The organism is Streptomyces sp. NPDC032940 (assembly GCF_040636935.1).
Taxonomy (GTDB): Bacteria; Actinomycetota; Actinomycetes; order Streptomycetales; family Streptomycetaceae; genus Streptomyces.
This window is the reverse complement of record NZ_JBEZVJ010000003.1, coordinates 380127-397805: the sequence shown is the minus strand read 5'-3', so window position 1 is coordinate 397805 and position 17679 is coordinate 380127. Positions and strand designations below refer to the sequence as shown.

The window sequence follows — 17679 nt, the reverse complement described above, 5'->3', positions numbered from 1 at the left end:
AGACAGCAGTCCCGGCGCGAGCCCGGCGCGGAGACGCCGACGGGCCGGCCCGGCACCCCTGGGGGCGACCGGACCGGCCCGTCGGTCCGCGTCAGCGGCGCCGCCTCACAGCAGCCCGTCCCACATCTGCTCGAGCAGCACCGACCACCAGCTCTCCGCCGACCCGAGCGCCGCCGGGTCGATCGCGGCCAGCTGCGCCTGGAAGTCCACCGTCCACCGGCCCGCCTGCTCCTGGTTCAGACCGAACCTGAGCCGCCACATCCGGCCCAGCAGCGCCAGGCAGCGCGCGAACTCCGGCAGCCCCGTGTTCACGAACTGCGGCGGCACGGGCGCACCGCCCGGCCCCGCCTCCACCGGCACCGCCACGATGTTCGCCGTGCCGTACTGCACGCAGAGCGCCCGGCCGAAGTCGCTGCCGACGACGAGGTACGAGCCCGCGTCCGAGGCCGGCTGCACCCCCCGCTCGGCCGCCAGCTCCGCCAGCGTCGGCACCGGACGGCCCGGCTGGGCCTGCGCCCAGAAGAAGGGGCCCATGTCCATCGGCAGGCCCGCCGCCACCAGCGTGTGCGCCACGACCGGCGGCACACCCTGCCGGGACACCGCGGCCTGCTCGAACCGGAAGACACCCGGCCCGAACGCCGCCGCGAGCTCCTGCCCGATCGCCTCCGGCGGGACCGGCGGCGCCGGCTGCACCGGCGGCAGCGGCGCCCGCACCGGCGCCGGACGCGCCGGACCGTCGGCCACCTGGTGCAGCTCGCCCTGGTGCGCGAGCAGTTGCCGCATGCCCTGCTGCCGGCTCGCGTGGTCCAGGCCGTACGGCGCGATCGAGGTGATCCGCGCCTGCGGCCACTGCTCGCGGATCATCCGCGCGCAGTAGGCGCCGGGCAGCTCGCACGACTCCAGCTCGGTGTGCAGCTCGAGCACCTGGTCCGGCGGCACGTTCATGGCCCGCAGCTCGTGGAAGATCTGCCACTCCGGGTGCGGCGTGCCCGGCGCCGAACGCCGGATCAGCTGCTGCTCGGAGCCGTCCTGCGCGCGGTAGCGCAGCACGGCCTGGTAGCCGGGACCCACGGTCGGCTGACCGGCGGGCGGCTGCGGATAGCCGTACGCCGGCGGCGGCACCGCGCCCGGCGGCGGAACGGCACCGGGGGGCGGCACCGCGCCCGGCGGCATGGGCTGCGCCGCGCCGGGGACGCCCGGGGGCTGCGGCGGGCCGGGCACGCCCGGCGCGGACGGCGGCGGAGGCGTGCCGGGGCCGCCCACCGGGGGCGCGGCCAGCATCGTCTCCGCGTGGTGCACGGCACCCCGCGGCCCGCCGGCGGACCCCTGCGCACCGGGGGCGGCGGGGGGCGGCGGCGTGGCGGGGCCGCCACCCGCACCGGGGACGCCGGGGGCGCCCGGCGCACCCGGAGCGCCGGGCGGCGGAGGTGTCCCGCCCCCGGTCCGGCCCGGGTCGGCCAGCATCGTGGCCGCATGGTGCATCCCGCCCGGAGGCGTCCCGCCGGGCGCGCTCGGCGGAGGCGGCGGCGTGCCCGGAGCAGCGGGACCGGCCGGAGCGGCGGGACCGGCGGGAGCAGCGGGACCGGCCGGAGCGGCGGGAGCATTTGGGGCCCCCGGAGCACCCGGAGCACCCGGAGCCCCCGGCCCCTCGGGGCCGAGCGACGACACCAACTGCGTCGGCACATACCCACCCGCCGGCGCACCCGGCGGCGGCGTGCTCCCCGGCCGCACGCCCGGCACGCCCGGGGCGCCCGGCGGAGGCGGCGTGGTCGAACCCCCGCCGCGTCGCGGAGGCGCGGCCTTGCTGGTCGCGGCGTCGGCGATGTCCCCGGCGTTCGGCGCAAGCGGCCGGGCCGGCGTACTCGCACCGGCCCCCGGCACGGGCGCACCGGCGGGGGGCGAGCCCGGCGCCGGAGTGTGCGGCGCCGGGGGCGGCGGCGTCGCCGGACCCGCGGGCGCCGCCGGTGCGTTCGGGCCGCCGATCGCCGGTGCGAGCGCCGTCGGCGGAAGCTGGCTGCCGCCCGACATCAGCGCCGTCTTGGCGTCCGGCGTCGTCGAGGGCGGCGGCGTGTCGTCGGCACCGCTCAGCGGCGGCGCGAACACCGTCTCCGGCAGCGGCACGGAACGATCGTCACCGGCGTCCGCGTTGGTGTCCGTCCCCGCCCAGGGCGTCGCCCCGGCGGGCGCACCCGGCGCACCGGAGGCACCCGCACCGCTCCCGGAGGCGTCACCGGCGGCGGGCCACGCCGCACCACTGCCCCGGGAATCCGCGCCGGCCCCGGCGGACGAAGCAGCGGGCGTGGCGGGCGCGGCGGGCTCGGGGGCCGCAGCGGCCGGCACCCCGGCCTGCGTCTCGGCCAGTGCCCCCGCACCACTCCCGGTCCCGGTCCGGGAGTCACCCCGCGCGGCACCGGCACCCGCGTCCCGCTCCCCCCGCCGATCCGGAATGCCCAGCTTGTCCGCGGCCTCCTGCAACCACTCCGGCGGACTCAGCAGGAACGACGTCTGATTCAGGTCCACCCGCTCCGGCGGAGCGGCCGGCGCCGGCTCCTCCGCCACGTCCGGACGGCCGTACTCCTCCTCGTAGCGGCGGATCACCTCACCCACCGCCAGCGCCGGCCACAGCGTCGCCTCACCGCTGTCCCGCGCGATCACCAGCCGCTGCGCACCCCCGTCCGAACGCGGCCCGTCCGCACGGTCCTCGGCCCACACCACGAACCCGAGACCGAACTCCCGCACCCGCACCTCACGGTGCTGATAGGCCGGCAGCTCGCCGTTGATCCACTCCTCCGCGCGCTCCTGCGCCTGCGCGAACGTCACCATCGCCAGCTCACTCCCCTACCGGCGCCGAGGACGCCGACGTCACGGGCACCGCACGCGCGAAACCACCGTCCACCATCAGATTCGCCACCGTCTCCAACTCCGGCGGCGACCCCGCCAGCCGCGACAGGAACGCGTCGAAGTCCTCACCGCACGGCAGCAGCAGGCGCTCCACCCGCTCCGCCGGCGACCACGACGGATCCACGTCCCGCGCGTCGTCGTACGAGCAGAACCACACCGAACCGATCCGCTCGCCCTTCACCTTCACCGCGAGCAGACCGCCCTGGACGAACGCGACCCCCAGGTAGTCCTTCGTCAGGTGGTCCCGCAGACACTTGTTCACATAGACCAGGTCGTTGACCGCCGCCTCCTCACGCACCGTGAAGAACGGCTGGTCCACCAGCAGCCCCAGCTCCGCGTCCAGCGCCGTGCCCACCGGAGCACAGCCGCCCGCCGCCTTCAGGAACGACCGGTACGCGCCCGGCAGCCGGTACCCGAGGTCCTCCTCGACCCCCTGCACCTGCTGCTCCGTCACCGACACACCCGACTTCGGCAGCCCGAAGTGCGCCGGACGCGTCTCCTGCAACGGCCGCGTACCCCGCTTGCCCTGGTCCACGGCCGCCGTCGCGACACCACCGTGATGCCGCAGCAGCGCCTTCACCTCGACCGGCACCAGCTCCAGGCGCCGCGAGCCGACCGCGTGATGCCACGTCCAGCCGTGCGGCGTCGCCACCGACGGCACCGTGTCCCACAACTCGTGCCCCGACGCCGCCATCGCGGCGTTCGCCGACACGTAGTCCGTCAGCCGCAGCTCGTCCACCCCGAAACCCGCCGGCGGCTCCGCGATCTCCGCCACCGCACGGGCGTACGGCGCGAAAACGGGGTAACCACCCTCGTCCACCCGTACCCCTCTCGGGTGACGGGCCGCCCGCACCGGATCCGGGAAATGCACGACCTGCCCGGCGTAGGCCGCGTTCGGCGGCGCGATCTGCCCGAGCCGACCTGTCGTCATGGCGGTAGCCCCCTGCGGCGTCTGTCTGTCTGCACTGTCTTCCATCACCGCACGCGAACGCGGTGCCGACAGCCTATGCGGTACACCGACACCGGTCACCGGCCCCGCACCACCGCCCCCGCCCCACCCGTGACCAGCCGTCACCCCCTCGTGACGGACCGCCCATACCCGGGCGTGTCACCCCGCCCCAGCTACCGCACACGCCACGGGATTTGGCACTCTGTGTCCTCCGGGGGGATGCTCAGGAGGGGAAAACGATCATGAGTGCGACGCAGACAGGACCACACACCGGCAGGTCCGACGACGCCCAGGGCGGCGACCCCCGCATCGGCTGGAGCGCCACCGAGACCCCCCACGCCCCCACCCTGCTCCACCGCCGCGACGGCATCCTCCCCACCGTCGCCGCCGCCCTCTCCGTACGCGGCACCACCCTCACCGGCACCGCCACCCGCGCCGACACACCCCCCGCCCTGCACCCACTCGTACAGGACTTCCTCGACACCCTCACCAGCGGACAGCGCGACCGCTTCACCGGCCGCTGCGCCGAGACCGTCCTCATCTCCCGGCACCTCACCACCGCCGACGCCGCACGCAGCAAACGCGCCGCACGCCGGCCCATGACCAACGGCGAAGCCCGCAAAGCACTCAAACACGCCAAACTCACCACCCGCCGCATCCGCGAGGACGGCGACCCCCTCCACGGCAGCTTCGCCACCCCCTGCCGCGCCTGCACCGCCCTCAGCGACCACTTCGGCGTCCGCATCGTCGACCCCACCACCGACGACTGACCCCCCGGCCCCACACCGCCGAACCCACCGACACGAACCAAGGGCAGATGCACGCCGACCGAACCTCCACCACCCGCTTCCCCGTCCCCGTCGACGCCGCCCTGCGCGACGCCGGCTGGCAACCCGGACGCTGGGACATCAAACAGGCCGAGATCTGGGCCGACACCCTGCGCGAACACACCTCGCCCGCCGGACACCGGCACGCCGTCTTCCCCGCCGCCGTCGAGGCCTGGGCCGAATTCGGCGGCCTCCACATCACCCCCACCGGACCCGGCCGCCAGATCGCCCCCGCCGGCCTCCACCTCGACCCCCTGCACGGCCTCCACATGGCCCGCACCCTCGGCGACCTCGGCCGCGCCCTCGACACCCAGACCTGCCCCCTCGGCACCGAGACCGACAGCCACGCCCTCATCGCCATCGACACCGAAGGCCGCGTCTACGCCCTCGACCACACCGGCGACTGGTACCTCGGCCCCGACATCGACCAGGCCCTCGCCGCCCTCATCGCCGGCACCCGACCCACCCGCCTCACCGTCACCGCCGACTGACCCGGCCCGCCACTACGACGCCGGAATCACCGCCGACACCCGGAAACCCCCGGCATCCGTCGGCCCCGACACGAACACACCCCCCAGAGCGGACACCCGCTCCTTCATCCCCACCAGCCCGTTGCCCCCCGACGGCAACCGCGCCGACGACGCCGACGACACCTCCGGCGGCGCCTCGTTCTCCACCTGCATCGCGATCTCCGACGCCCGGTGCGCCAGCCGCACATACGTCTTCGCGCCCGCCGCGTGCTTGTGGACGTTCGTCAACGCCTCCTGCACCACCCGGAACGCCGTCGACTCCACCTCCGGCGCATACGACCGCACCTCCCCCTCCACCGACAACGCCACGACCATCCCCGCCGCCGACGACTGCCCGATCAGCTCCTCCAGCTCCGACAGAGCCGGCCCCTCCGCGAGACGCTCACCACCCTCCGCCGCCCGCGAAGCAGCCGCCGCCGCGGCCACCCCCACCGCCGCCAACGGCACCGCCGGCCGCTCCGCACGCCCCCCGGCCCCACCGGCGCGCAACACCCCGAGCATCTCCCGCAGCTCCGTCAGCGCCTGCCGCCCCATGTCCCCCACCAGAGCGGCGTTCTTCACCGCCTTCTCCGGATCCTTCCGCGCGACCGCCTGCAACGCCGCCGCATGCACCACCATCAGACTCACCCGGTGCGCGACCACGTCATGCATCTCCCGCGCGATCCGCGTCCGCTCCTCGCCCCGCGCCCACTCCGCACGCTCCTCCGCGCGCTCCGCGAGCAACTGCAACTCCCGCTCCAGACTGTCCGCCCGCTCCCGCAGACTCTCCATCAACCGCCGCCGCGCCCCCACATACAGACCCAGCAGCACCGGAGGAGCCGTCACCCCCAGGGACGTGGCGATCGCCGCGAACGGAATGAACCAGTCGCCGATGTCCATGTCCTCGGACGCCATGTCCTGCCGCACCCGCACGAACGTCACGATCAGCGTGCCGACCAGCGACATCCCCGCCAGCGACCCGATGATCCGCCGCGGCAACTCCGACGCCGCCAGCGTGTACAGACCGACGATGCCCATCAGGAAACCCATCTGCGCCGGCGTGATGGCGATCGCCACCAGCACCACCGCGATCGGCCACCTCCGCCGCAGCACCAGCACCGAACCGGCCAGCAACCCGAAGACGACCCCCGCCGCCCACGGAATCCCCGCGTCCCTCGCGAACGGAATCCCCTCCGCCGCGCACTCCAGCGCCGACACGGCACCGAGGCTCACATCGAGCACCGCACCGCGCCGCCTGTCCCACCACCAAGGCCCACCCCGGGCCGGTACGTGGTCTTCCCCCGTCGTGGTCATACCCACCACCCTACGGGCGCCCCCCGCCCCATTTCCGTCGACTTTCACCAAGCGATACGACGCGATATCCCTCGAACTGGTGAACCCTCCACCGACCAGCACCGGAGCGGACCATTCCGGCCGGACGGTATGCGTATGGCACATCCACAGGGCAAGTACGCGGACTTCGAGGGGCTACGGGAACGGGCGGTCGCGCTGCGTCGGGCCGGATACAGCCTTCGGCAGATCAGCGATGAACTCGGCGTCCGCAACAAGGAGACGCTTCAGCGCCTCGTGGAGGGCGAACCGCCCCCGGAATGGACGAAGCGACCGCGAGCGAAGGACGACCTTCGACAGCGGGCACGCGAACTGCGACTCCAAGGTTGGACCTACAACCAGATTCAGACCGAGTTGGGCTGCTCGAAGAGCTCGGTGTCGCTGTGGGTCAGGGATCTACCGACACCGGAGCACCAGCGCCGCCCCGACACGACAATGGCGCGACGCGGCGTGCAGCGTGCGGTGGAGAAGCGCACTGCCGCGCGCGAAGAGCTGACAAACAACGCGTACGCCGAGATCGGATCCATCACCCAGCGCGAGCTGTTCCTGGTCGGCGTGGGGCTGTACTGGTCAGAGGGAGCGAAAGCCAAACCCGGGGCCCACCGCCGCGTCATCTTCGTGAACAGCGACCCGACCATGATTCGGGTATTTCTCGCCTGGCTGGACCTGCTGGGCGTGGCGGCCGAGCACCGTCGGTTCTCGGTCAACATCCACGAGTCGGCGGACATCCCGGGAGCCGAGGCCTACTGGGCGCAGTGCGTCGGCATCGAGGTTGGCGACCTGCTGAAAACGAGCCTCAAGAAGCACAATCCCAAAACGAACCGCACCAACACCGGTGAGAGCTACCACGGCTGCCTCAGGGTCGCCGTCCTGCAAAGCGCCGACCTACACCGTCGCATCGAAGGCTGGTGGTACGGCATAGTAGAAGCTGCGCCCGCAGCCGATCTAGAAAATCGGACATAGCGAGCAAACCATCCCGGGTCGTCTAATGGTAGGACAAAGAGTTTTGGTCTCTTGAATGAGGGTTCGATTCCTTCCCCGGGAGCCCTAGGTTCGGGCCCTGACCGTCGGCGAAAGCCACCGTCAGGGCCCGCACTCATGTCCCCCTGGGACCACCCCGGTATCCTGCGGATGTCCACCCCCACCCCCTCAAAGCCGAAGGGCATCCCGTGAGCGCCATTCGCCCGGCAGCCGTCGTCGTTCTCGCAGCGGGTGAGGGCACCCGTATGAAGTCGGCCACACCCAAGGTCCTGCACGAGCTGTGCGGACGTTCCCTCGTCGGCCATGTGCTCGCCGCCGCCGGTGAGCTGGAGCCCGAGAACCTGGTCGTCGTCGTGGGTCACGCCCGTGAGAAGGTCACCGCGCATCTCGCCGAGACCACCCCGGACGTCCGTACCGCCGTGCAGGAGCAGCAGAACGGCACCGGGCACGCCGTGCGGATGGGACTGGAGGCGCTCGGCGGTGCCGTGGACGGCACGGTCGTGGTCGTCTGTGGTGACACTCCGCTGCTGACCGGCGAGACGCTGCGGGCGCTGGCCGCCACGCACTCCGCCGACGGGAACGCCGTCACCGTGCTGACCGCCGAGGTGCCGGACGCGACGGGGTACGGCCGGATCGTGCGGGACGGGGCCTCGGGTGCCGTGACCGCGATCGTGGAGCACAAGGACGCCTCGGAGTCGCAGCGGGCGATCCGCGAGATCAACTCGGGTGTCTTCGCCTTCGACGGGCAGCTGCTCGCGGACGCGCTGGGCAAGGTGCGGACGGACAACAGCCAGGGCGAGGAGTACCTCACCGACGTGCTCGGCATCCTGCGCGAGGCCGGTCACCGGGTCGGTGCCTCCGTGGCCGGGGACCACCGGGAGATCGCGGGCATCAACAACCGCGTGCAGCTCTCCGAGGCCCGCCGGATCCTCAACGACCGGCTGCTGACCCGGGCGATGCTGGCCGGCGTGACGGTGGTCGACCCGGCGACGACGTGGGTCGACGTGACCGTCACCTTCGAGCAGGACGTGACCGTCCACCCCGGTACGCAGCTCCAGGGCACCACGCATCTCGCCGAGGGTGCGGAGGTGGGGCCGAACTCGCGGCTCACGGACACGCGCGTGGGCGCGGGCGCACGCGTGGACAACACCGTTTCGCTCGGTGCGGACGTCGGCCCCGGGGCGACGGTGGGTCCGTACGCGTATCTGCGTCCCGGTACGCGGCTGGGGCCGAAGGCCAAGATCGGTACGTACGTCGAGACGAAGAACTCGTCGATCGGTGAGGGGACGAAGGTTCCGCACCTGTCGTACGTGGGTGACGCGACGATCGGTGAGTACACCAACATCGGTGCGGCGAGCGTGTTCGTGAACTACGACGGGGAGAGCAAGCACCACACGACGGTGGGCTCGCACTGCAAGACGGGTTCGGACAACATGTTTGTGGCTCCTGTCACGGTCGGGGACGGTGCCTACACGGCTGCCGGCTCGGTGATCACGAAGGATGTGCCGCCCGGTTCGCTGGCCGTGGCCCGCGGCCAGCAGCGGAATATCGAGGGTTGGGTGGCTCGTAAGCGTCCGGGGAGCGCGGCGGCGAAGGCGGCCGAGGCGGTGTCCCGGGAGTCCGGTGGCGAGGGCTGACCGGAAACCGGCGCGTCGAACACGGCGTACCGTGATAAGTGCACATCCGCACCCCACCAGCTGAGACGCCTCCCGCACCCAGCCGGAAGAGCGCGCCTGACGCTCAGCTGCGAAACCTCTGAGGAGAAAGTGCTGTGACCGGGATCAAGACGACCGGCGAGAAGAAGATGATGTTCTTCTCCGGCCGCGCACACCCCGAGCTTGCCGAGGAGGTCGCCCAGCAGCTGGGTGTCGGGGTCGTCCCGACGAAGGCCTTCGACTTCGCGAACGGCGAGATCTATGTGCGGTATCAGGAGTCGGCGCGTGGTGCGGACTGTTTCCTGATCCAGAGCCACACGGCTCCGATCAACAAGTGGATCATGGAGCAGTTGATCATGATCGACGCGTTGAAGCGCGCGTCGGCCCGCTCCATCACCGTGATCGTGCCGTTCTACGGTTACGCGCGGCAGGACAAGAAGCACCGGGGGCGTGAACCGATCTCGGCGCGTCTGATCGCGGACCTGATGAAGACCGCGGGTGCGGACCGGATCCTCGCGGTGGATCTGCACACGGACCAGATCCAGGGCTTCTTCGACGGCCCGGTGGACCATCTGTTCGCGCTGCCGCTGCTGGCGGACTACGTGGGTGCGAAGGTGGACCGTTCGAAGCTGACGGTGGTGTCCCCGGACGCCGGCCGGGTGCGGGTGGCGGACCGTTGGTGCGACCGTCTGGGCGCGCCGCTGGCGATCGTGCACAAGCGTCGTGACAAGGACGTGGCGAACCAGGTCACGGTGCACGAGGTCGTGGGTGATGTGAAGGGCCGGATCTGTGTCCTGGTCGACGACATGATCGACACGGGTGGCACGATCTGCGCCGCGGCGGACGCGCTGTTCGCGCACGGTGCGGAGGACGTCATCGTGACGGCGACGCACGGTGTGCTGTCGGGTCCGGCGGCGGACCGGCTGAAGAACTCGAAGGTGAGCGAGTTCGTGTTCACGAACACGCTGCCGACGCCGAGCGAGCTGGAGCTGGACAAGATCACGGTGCTGTCGATCGCGCCGACGATCGCTCGTGCGGTGCGTGAGGTGTTCGAGGACGGTTCGGTGACGAGCCTGTTCGACGAGCAGTAAGGGTTCTTCGGGGCCCAGGGGGGTCTCGAGATCGTTTTGGGTACGGCCTCTCTCTCCGAGTAGACTGCTGAAGTTGCTCGGCGAGGGAGGCCGTACTCGTGTTTTCGCGGGTGGGCTGTCCGTTATCGACGCGCTCTTCGTAGCAGGCCGTTCGTGGCCGGGTGACCACGTCCGTTTCTACCTCTACGAGGAGTGATCATGTCCGAGGTGAAGCTCGCCGCCGAGACGCGCAACGAGTTCGGCAAGGGTGCGGCGCGTCGTATCCGTCGCGACAACAAGGTTCCGGGTGTTCTGTACGGTCACGGTTCCGACCCGGTGCACCTGACTCTCCCGGGTCACGAGCTGCTGCTCGCGCTGCGTACGCCGAACGTCCTGATCGCGCTGGACATCGACGGCAAGACGAACGAACTGGCGATCCCGAAGTCGGTGCAGCGTGACCCGATCAAGGGCTTCCTGGAGCACGTCGACCTGCAGCTGGTGAAGCGCGGCGAGACGGTGACCGTCGAGGTTCCGGTGCAGGCCGAGGGCGAGCTGGCCCCGGGCGGCAACCTGCTGGAGCACGTGCTGTCCGCGCTGCCGGTCGAGGCCGAGGCGACGCACATCCCGGAGCAGGTCGTCGTGTCGGTGGCGGGTCTTGAGGCCGGTGCCTCGGTCCTGGCCAAGGACATCGCGCTGCCCTCCGGTGTGAAGCTGGCCGTCGAGGACGACGCCGTGGTGCTGCAGGTTCTGGCCGCGCAGGCCGAGGAGCCCGCCGCCGAGGGCGAGGGTGCGGGCGAAGAGGCCGCCGAGGCCTGATCGTCCCGGTTGTTTTCCGGTCGGCCGCTGTTCCCTTGCGGGGCAGCGGCCGACGTGTATGTGTGGACGGACGGGCAGACGAGGAGACATGGACGTGACGACGGACGCGGGTGCGCCCTGGCTGGTGGCCGGTCTCGGCAATCCGGGGCCCGAGTACGCGGCGAACCGGCACAACGTCGGTTTCATGGTGGTGGATCTGCTGGCGGAGCGGATCGGGGCGCGGTTCAAGCGGCACGGCAAGGCGCAGGCGCAGGTGGTGGAGGGCCGGATCGGTCCTCCGGGCCCGGCCAACCGGCGGGTGATCCTGGCGAAGCCGATGTCGTTCATGAACGTGTCGGGTGGTCCGGTGACGGTGCTGCGGGACTTCTACAAGGTGCCGGTGGCCAATGTCGTGGCGGTGCACGACGAGTTGGACATCGATTACGGCGTGCTGCGGCTGAAGCTGGGCGGCGGGGACAACGGGCACAACGGGCTGAAGTCGATCACGAGGTCGCTGGGTGCGGACTACCACCGGGTGCGGTTCGGGATCGGCCGGCCGCCGGGCCGGATGCCGGTGGCGGATTTCGTGCTGAAGGACTTCTCGTCGGCGGAGCGCAAGGAGCTGGACTACTTCGTGGACCGTGCGGCGGACGCGGTGGAGTGTCTGGTGATCGAGGGTCTTGAGCGGGCGCAGGGGACGTACAACTCGTGACTTGTCGGGGATTGCCGCCCGGGTGAGTTGACCGACCGCGTAGGTATGGCCAATGATCCCGGCCATGCCTGCCTCAGCCGCCGTCGCCGCTGCCCGTCCCCGTCAGGCCTCGCGCTTCTCGCGTGCGGTGTTGCGGTTCGGCCGGGTGGCGTCGATGGGCGCGGTCGCCGCGTTGATCCTGATCGCCGGGGTGTGGGCGTCGTGGGGGACGGCGCAGCACGTGATGCTGACCAAGGGGCGTGAGCAGGGCACGGTCGAGGTGACGCGGTGCGGGGGCGGTTCGTGCAGCGGGCCGTACGCGCCGGTGTCGGCGGGGTCTCGGGCGCGGGCGAGCGTCGTGATCGAGGATTCGGTGGCCGTGTCGAAGGGGCGGACGTACACGGTGGTGCTGAAGCCGGGCGGCACGCACGCCGTCCGCTCGGGTCCCGCCGGGGTGCTGTACGCGTGGGTGCCGCTGGGCGGTGCGCTGCTGCTGGCGTCGGTGGTGGTGGCGGGCGGGCTGCGGCGGACGCGGGCGGCGTGGGTGATGGCCGCGTCCGGGGTGGGTCTGCTGACGGCGGCGTTCGTGGTGGTGTGACGCGGCTTCGTGGTGTGCCGTGGATACGGCGGTGCCCCCGTGCTCGTGGTGAGCGCGGGGGCACCGCCGTGTCCGGGTGGTGCGGGTGTCAGCCGGTGTTGCGCAGGCCGGCGGCGACGCCGTTGACGGTGAGCAGCAGGGCCCGGGCGAGCAGCGGGTCGACCTCCTCGCCCGCGGCGGCCGCTTCGCGCTGGCGGCCGAGGAGGGCGACCTGGAGGTAGGAGATCGGGTCCAGGTAGGCGTCGCGGATGGCGAACGTCTGCTTGAGGACGGGGTCGGCGTCGAGGAGTTCGTCCTCGCCGGTGACCCGCAGCACCTCGGCGACGGTCAGCTCGTGCTCGGCCTTGATGGCGTCGAAGACGTGCTTGAGCTCGTCGGGGACGAGGGTGTCGACGTAGTGCTGGGCGATGCGCAGGTCGGTCTTGGCGAGGGTCATCTCGACGTTGGAGATGAAGTTCCGGAAGAAGTGCCACTGCTGGTGCATCTCGTCCAGGACGGTGTCCAGGCCGGCCTCGCGCAGTGCCTTGAGGCCGGAGCCGACGCCGTACCAGCCGGGGACGATCTGGCGGGACTGGGTCCAGCCGAACACCCACGGGATGGCACGCAGTCCGTCGAGGGAGACTCCCGAGCCGGGGCGGCGTGAGGGCCGCGAGCCGAGGTGCAGGTCGGCGAGCTGGTCGACCGGTGTGGAGGCCAGGAAGTACGTCGGCAGGTCGGGGTCCTCGACCAGCTTGCGGTAGGCCTGGTGGGCGGCCTCGGAGACGACGTCCATGGCGGCGTCCCAGCGGGCGAGGGCCTCGTCGGACTGGCGCGGGGCCGTGTGGAGGGCGGAGGCCTGGAGGGTGGCGGCGACCGTCAGTTCCAGGTTCTCGCGGGCCAGGGCCGGGATGAGGTACTTGTCGGAGATGACCTCGCCCTGCTCGGTGACCTTGATCTCGCCCTCGAGGGTGCCCCAGGGCTGGGCGAGGATCGCGTCGTGGGTGGGGCCGCCGCCGCGGCCGACGGTGCCGCCGCGGCCGTGGAAGAGGCGCAGGCGGACGCCGTAGCGGTGGGCGACGTCGCGCAGGCGGCGCTGGGCGCGGTGGATCTCCCACTGGCTGGTGGTGATGCCGCCGAACTTGGAGGAGTCGGAGTAGCCGAGCATGACCTCCTGGACGTCGCCGCGCAGGGCGACCAGGCGCCGGTAGGAGGGGTCGGCGAGGAGGTCCTCGAGGATGGTGTCGGCGGCCTTGAGCTCGTCGGTGGTCTCCAGGAGCGGCACGATGCCGATCTTGGCCCAGCCGGCGTGCAGGTCGATGAGGCCGGCTTCGCGGGCGAGGACGGCGGCGGCGAAGACGTCGTCGGCGCCCTGGCACATGGAGATGATGTAGGACTCGATGACCTCGGGGCCGAAGACCTCGAGGGCGCGGCGCACGGTCTGGAAGACGCCGAGGGTCTTCTCGCCGGCGGCGTCGACGGGGGCCGGGGTCGGGGCTAGCGGCCGGCGCGAGCGCAGTTCCTTGGCGAGGAGCTTGGTGCGGTACTCGCGGGGCATGTCGGCGTAGCGCCAGGACTCCTCGCCGAGCCGGTCGAAGAGCTGGCCGAGGGCGTGGTGGTGGGCGTCGGCGTGTTCGCGGACGTCCATGGTGGCGAGCTGGAGGCCGAAGGCGGCCAGGGTGCGGATGGTGCGGGCGAGGCGGCCGTCGGCGAAGAGGCCGCCGCGGTGCTCGCGCAGGGAGGTCTGGAGGATGCGCAGGTCGGCGAGGAGTTCGGCGGTGCCGAGGTAGTCGTGGCCGTCCTGGTGGGGGATGCCCCGGGCGAGGCGCTCCTTGGTGTTCTCCAGCTTCTGCCGGATGCAGGTGGCCTTGAGCCGGTAGGGCTCCTCGGCGTTGAGTCGCTTGTAGCGGGGGCTGATCTCGGGGAGCCGGTCGAGGTCGGTCTGGAGGGAGGTGAGGAGTTCTTCCGTCGCTCCGGTGTAGCGGATGGAGTTGGACAGGAAGCCGCGCAGCTCGTCGATCATCTCCAGGGCGTCGTTGATGCCGTGCTCGTGCTGGAGGATGAGGACGTCCCAGGTGACCTGGGGGGTGACGTTGGGGTTGCCGTCGCGGTCGCCGCCGATCCAGGTGCCGAAGGTGAGGGGGCGGGTGTCGTCGGGGAGCTTGACCCCGGCGCGCTCCAGCTCGGCGGTCAGGTCCTCGAGGACGTCGCCGACGGCGCCGGCGTGGAGTTCGTCGAGGTAGTAGATGGCGTTGCGGGCCTCGTCGGCGGGCTCGGGGCGGACGACGCGCAGTTCGTCGGTCTGCCAGACGAGGTCGATGTTCTCGGCGAGGCGGGTGTCGAGGCGGCGCCGGTCGGACTCGATGACGGGGGTGTCGAGGAGGGCGGCGATGCGGCGCAGCTTGTTGAGGACGGAGCGGCGGGCGGCCTCGGTGGGGTGTGCGGTGAAGACGGGGCGCACGTTGAGGTTGCGGACCGTCTCGCGCAGGTGCTCGGGGTCGGCGTCCTTGAGGCGGTCGGCGGTGCGGGCGAGCAGTCCGCCCTCGGCGGAGCGGCGGGCGCGCAGTTCGCGGCCGCGGTGCACCTGCTCGGTGACGTTGGCGAGGTGGAAGTAGGTGGAGAAGGCGCGGACCAGCTTGGCCGCGGTCTGCAGTTCGGTACCGCGCAGCAGTTCCGCGGCGGCCTCGCCGTCCTCTCGGGTCAGGCGGCGTACCTTCTCGACGAGGTCCAGCAGTTCGGGCCCCTCCTGCCGGACGAGGGTCTCCCCGAGGAGATCGCCCAGTCGGCGGATGTCGGCCCGCAGCTCGGTGCTGGTGGTCGCCTGGGACACAGTCTGGTCGTCGGCACTGCTCACAGGTGCGGCTCCTTGCAGTGTTGAAGCTCGTCTGGGAGGGAACCCGGACGGCGTCTCGCGCGGCGGGCGCCGCTTACGGGGCAGGACGTCCGGGAAGAAATCTGAGCGGACCGCGCTGTCCGACCGTTGTCCAGGATAGGTGTCGGCCGGGACGCGCAGGCTCTCGGGCTCTTGCCGCGGGGTGACGCGCTGCCATACTTACGTCGCCGTAGGTTACGGAACCGTAGGAAACTGTGCGTGGTTTCCGCGGCGTGTTTCCGCAGCCCGGCACCGGCCACAATCCTCGACCCCACAGGGGACGCGCATGACCACGAGTTCCGATGTGATCCCAGACGCTCCGAAGGCCCCCGACGACGAGTCGGCGGGCTCCGCCACGCTGGGCGGCGAGCAGAAGCGTTCGATCGAGCAGATCACCCTCCTGCTGTTCATCACCGTTCCCTTTCTCGCGCTGGTGGCGGCGGTGCCGCTGGCGTGGGGGTGGGGGGTGAGCTGGCTGGACCTGGGCCTGCTGGTCTTCTTCTACTTCCTGGGCTGCCACGGCATCACGATCGGTTTCCACCGTCACTTCACCCATGGTTCGTTCAAGGCGAAGCGGCCGCTGAAGATCGCGTTGGCGATCGCGGGCTCGATGGCGGTCGAGGGGCCGCTGGTCCGCTGGGTCGCCGACCACCGCAAGCACCACCGGTTCTCCGACGCCGAGGGCGACCCGCATTCGCCGTGGCGGTACGGCGAGACGGTCCCGGCGCTGATCAAGGGCCTGTGGTGGGCGCACATCGCCTGGATGTTCGACGAGGAGCAGACGCCGCAGGAGAAGTACGCGCCGGATCTGGTCAAGGACCCGGCGCTGCGGGCGATCTCCCGCCAGTTCGTGCTGTGGACGGCGGTGTCGCTGGCCCTGCCGGCGCTGATCGGCGGGCTGGTCACGATGTCCTGGTGGGGTGCGTTCACCGGGTTCTTCTGGGGGTCACTCGTCCGGGTGGCGCTGCTGCATCACGTGACGTGGTCGATCAACTCGATCTGCCACGCGGTGGGCAAGCGCCCGTTCAAGTCGCGGGACCGTTCGGGCAACGTGTGGTGGCTGGCGGTCCTGTCCTGCGGTGAGTCCTGGCACAACCTGCACCACGCGGATCCGACGTCGGCACGGCACGGCGTGATGCGGGGGCAGATCGACTCCAGCGCCCGTCTCATCCGCTGGTTCGAGGCGTTCGGCTGGGCGTACGACGTGCGGTGGCCGTCACGCTCGCGTATCGATTCGCGCCGCAACACGGACCAAGGCGGCTCCCGCCGCCGGAAGGAAACCGTCGAGGCGGCATGATGGTCGCCGTGGCGACCGACTCCAGCACTCCCAGCAATGACAAGCCACGGCGTGCGCGCCGTACCCGGATGACCGGTGCCGAGCGTCGCCAGCAACTGCTGGAGATCGGTCGCACCCTCTTCGCCGAGAAGGGCTTCGAGGGCACGTCGGTGGAGGAGATCGCGGCGAAGGCCGGGGTGTCCAAGCCGGTGGTGTACGAGCACTTCGGCGGCAAGGAGGGCCTGTACGCGGTGGTGGTGGACCGTGAGATGCGCCGTCTGCTGGACATGGTGACCAGCTCCCTGACGGCAGGCCACCCCCGCGAGCTGTGCGAACAGGCGGCGTTCGCCCTCCTCGACTACATCGAGGAGTACACGGACGGCTTCCGCATCCTGGTCCGTGACTCCCCCATCCCGCAGTCGACGGGCTCCTTCGCCTCCCTCATCTCCGACATCGCCACCCAGGTGGAGGACATCCTGGGCCGCGAGTTCAAGAACCGCGGCTTCGAGCCCAAGCTGGCCCCGCTGTACGCGCAGGCCCTGGTCGGCATGGTGGCCCTGACGGGTCAGTGGTGGCTGGACGTGCGCCGCCCGAAGAAGGCGGAGGTGGCCGCGCACCTGGTCAACCTGGCCTGGCACGGCCTGGACGGCCTGGAGCCGAAGCCGCGGCTGATCGGCCACCGGAAGAGCTGAACTTAAGGTGCACAAGATCAATGTTGTGCACCATGTATGCATGGCTGAGATCACGATCAGCGCAGCCCGTGCCCAGCTCGGCGACCTGGTCCGCCGCGCAGCCCACAGCCGGGAGACCATCGCTCTCACCGATCACGGACACGTCGCCGCCCTGCTCGTGTCGCCGCATGTCATAGAGGACCTTGAGGACGCCCGGGCGGTGGCCGACCATCACCGGCGCAAGGCGGAGGGCTCCCTCGGCGAGGGCGTCCCTCACGACGAGGTCGGCCGCATGCTGGGGCTGCGCCCGTGACCTACCGCATCATCTGGGAACCGGCCGACACCAACGCGGCCGTGCGGTTCCTCAGCGACGACCCTGTCGGTCTCGCAGCCGTCTACGAAGCCGTCGACGGCTTGGCCGAGGTGCCACGTCCAGCCAACTCCGCGCCCTACGGGCCGGATGTTCGCCGCCTGCGCGTCGGGGACTACCGCGTGCTCTACGTCATCGATGACGACGTGGTCCGCGTCCTTGTGACCCAACTGGGCCGCACCCCCTGA

16 protein-coding genes and 1 tRNA gene are annotated in these 17679 nt (G+C 71.3%); 13 read left to right on the top strand and 4 right to left on the bottom strand.

The window, feature by feature from the left end; all coding sequences use genetic code 11:
- Positions 1 to 105: 105 nt before the first annotated feature.
- Positions 106 to 2823, bottom strand: coding sequence for an SUKH-4 family immunity protein (locus AB0E77_RS06790; RefSeq protein ID WP_361566530.1), 2718 nt, complete (start codon positions 2821 to 2823; stop codon positions 106 to 108).
- A 7-nt stretch (positions 2824 to 2830) separates the two neighbouring features.
- Positions 2831 to 3832: an SMI1/KNR4 family protein gene (locus tag AB0E77_RS06785; protein ID WP_361566527.1), complete on the bottom strand. Its 1002-nt coding sequence runs from the start codon at positions 3830 to 3832 to the stop codon at positions 2831 to 2833.
- A 260-nt stretch (positions 3833 to 4092) separates the two neighbouring features.
- On the opposite strand from AB0E77_RS06785, the gene AB0E77_RS06780 reads away from it, so the two are divergent.
- On the top strand, positions 4093 to 4620 hold the full coding sequence (locus tag AB0E77_RS06780; protein WP_361566524.1) for a YwqJ-related putative deaminase: 528 nt from the start codon (positions 4093 to 4095) through the stop codon (positions 4618 to 4620).
- Positions 4621 to 4667: 47 nt separating this feature from the next.
- A complete protein-coding gene (locus AB0E77_RS06775) occupies positions 4668 to 5168 on the top strand; it encodes an SUKH-3 domain-containing protein (RefSeq protein ID WP_361566521.1) in 501 nt (166 codons plus the stop codon).
- Positions 5169 to 5180: 12 nt separating this feature from the next.
- Here AB0E77_RS06775 and AB0E77_RS06770 read toward each other — a convergent pair whose 3' ends face one another.
- On the bottom strand, positions 5181 to 6500 hold the full coding sequence (locus tag AB0E77_RS06770; RefSeq protein ID WP_361566519.1) for a histidine kinase: 1320 nt from the start codon (positions 6498 to 6500) through the stop codon (positions 5181 to 5183).
- 135 nt (positions 6501 to 6635) lie between these two features.
- Here AB0E77_RS06770 and AB0E77_RS06765 point away from each other — a divergent pair, with 135 nt between their 5' ends.
- The 7 genes from AB0E77_RS06765 (at position 6636) to AB0E77_RS06735 (ending at position 12326) form a co-directional block, all read left to right on the top strand.
- On the top strand, positions 6636 to 7499 hold the full coding sequence (locus tag AB0E77_RS06765; protein ID WP_361566517.1) for a helix-turn-helix domain-containing protein: 864 nt from the start codon (positions 6636 to 6638) through the stop codon (positions 7497 to 7499).
- Between the two features lie 11 nt (positions 7500 to 7510).
- Positions 7511 to 7581, top strand: a tRNA-Gln gene (locus tag AB0E77_RS06760).
- Between the two features lie 124 nt (positions 7582 to 7705).
- The gene (gene glmU / locus AB0E77_RS06755) at positions 7706 to 9154 is read left to right on the top strand and encodes a bifunctional UDP-N-acetylglucosamine diphosphorylase/glucosamine-1-phosphate N-acetyltransferase GlmU (RefSeq protein ID WP_361566515.1); all 1449 of its coding nucleotides are present in this window, start codon (positions 7706 to 7708) and stop codon (positions 9152 to 9154) included.
- Positions 9155 to 9288: 134 nt separating this feature from the next.
- Positions 9289 to 10263, top strand: coding sequence for a ribose-phosphate diphosphokinase (locus AB0E77_RS06750; protein ID WP_361566513.1), 975 nt, complete (start codon positions 9289 to 9291; stop codon positions 10261 to 10263).
- A 198-nt stretch (positions 10264 to 10461) separates the two neighbouring features.
- Positions 10462 to 11058, top strand: a complete 597-nt coding sequence (locus tag AB0E77_RS06745; RefSeq protein WP_361566510.1) for a 50S ribosomal protein L25/general stress protein Ctc — start codon at positions 10462 to 10464, stop codon at positions 11056 to 11058.
- An 88-nt stretch (positions 11059 to 11146) separates the two neighbouring features.
- Positions 11147 to 11749 carry an aminoacyl-tRNA hydrolase gene (pth, locus tag AB0E77_RS06740; protein ID WP_361566508.1) on the top strand — a complete coding sequence of 201 codons (603 nt, stop codon included), beginning with the start codon at positions 11147 to 11149 and terminating at the stop codon, positions 11747 to 11749.
- Between the two features lie 52 nt (positions 11750 to 11801).
- Positions 11802 to 12326 (top strand): hypothetical protein, encoded by a 525-nt coding sequence (locus tag AB0E77_RS06735; RefSeq protein WP_361566505.1) that lies wholly within the window; start codon positions 11802 to 11804, stop codon positions 12324 to 12326.
- 88 nt (positions 12327 to 12414) lie between these two features.
- Here AB0E77_RS06735 and ppc read toward each other — a convergent pair whose 3' ends face one another.
- Entirely contained in the window at positions 12415 to 15156 is a 2742-nt protein-coding gene (gene ppc / locus AB0E77_RS06730; protein ID WP_361566503.1) for a phosphoenolpyruvate carboxylase, read from the bottom strand.
- A 304-nt stretch (positions 15157 to 15460) separates the two neighbouring features.
- Between ppc and AB0E77_RS06725 the strand changes: the two genes are divergently transcribed.
- From AB0E77_RS06725 to AB0E77_RS06710, 4 genes are read left to right on the top strand one after another with little or no spacing between them, the layout of a single operon-like run.
- Positions 15461 to 16471 carry a fatty acid desaturase gene (locus AB0E77_RS06725; RefSeq protein WP_361566500.1) on the top strand — a complete coding sequence of 337 codons (1011 nt, stop codon included), beginning with the start codon at positions 15461 to 15463 and terminating at the stop codon, positions 16469 to 16471.
- Positions 16468 to 17142, top strand: coding sequence for a TetR/AcrR family transcriptional regulator (locus AB0E77_RS06720; RefSeq protein WP_361566497.1), 675 nt, complete (start codon positions 16468 to 16470; stop codon positions 17140 to 17142). Before AB0E77_RS06725 ends, AB0E77_RS06720 begins: the two co-directional genes overlap by 4 nt.
- Before the next feature lie 40 nt (positions 17143 to 17182).
- Positions 17183 to 17434 carry a type II toxin-antitoxin system Phd/YefM family antitoxin gene (locus tag AB0E77_RS06715; RefSeq protein WP_361566495.1) on the top strand — a complete coding sequence of 84 codons (252 nt, stop codon included), beginning with the start codon at positions 17183 to 17185 and terminating at the stop codon, positions 17432 to 17434.
- Positions 17431 to 17679: a type II toxin-antitoxin system RelE/ParE family toxin gene (locus AB0E77_RS06710; protein WP_361566493.1), complete on the top strand. Its 249-nt coding sequence runs from the start codon at positions 17431 to 17433 to the stop codon at positions 17677 to 17679. Before AB0E77_RS06715 ends, AB0E77_RS06710 begins: the two co-directional genes overlap by 4 nt.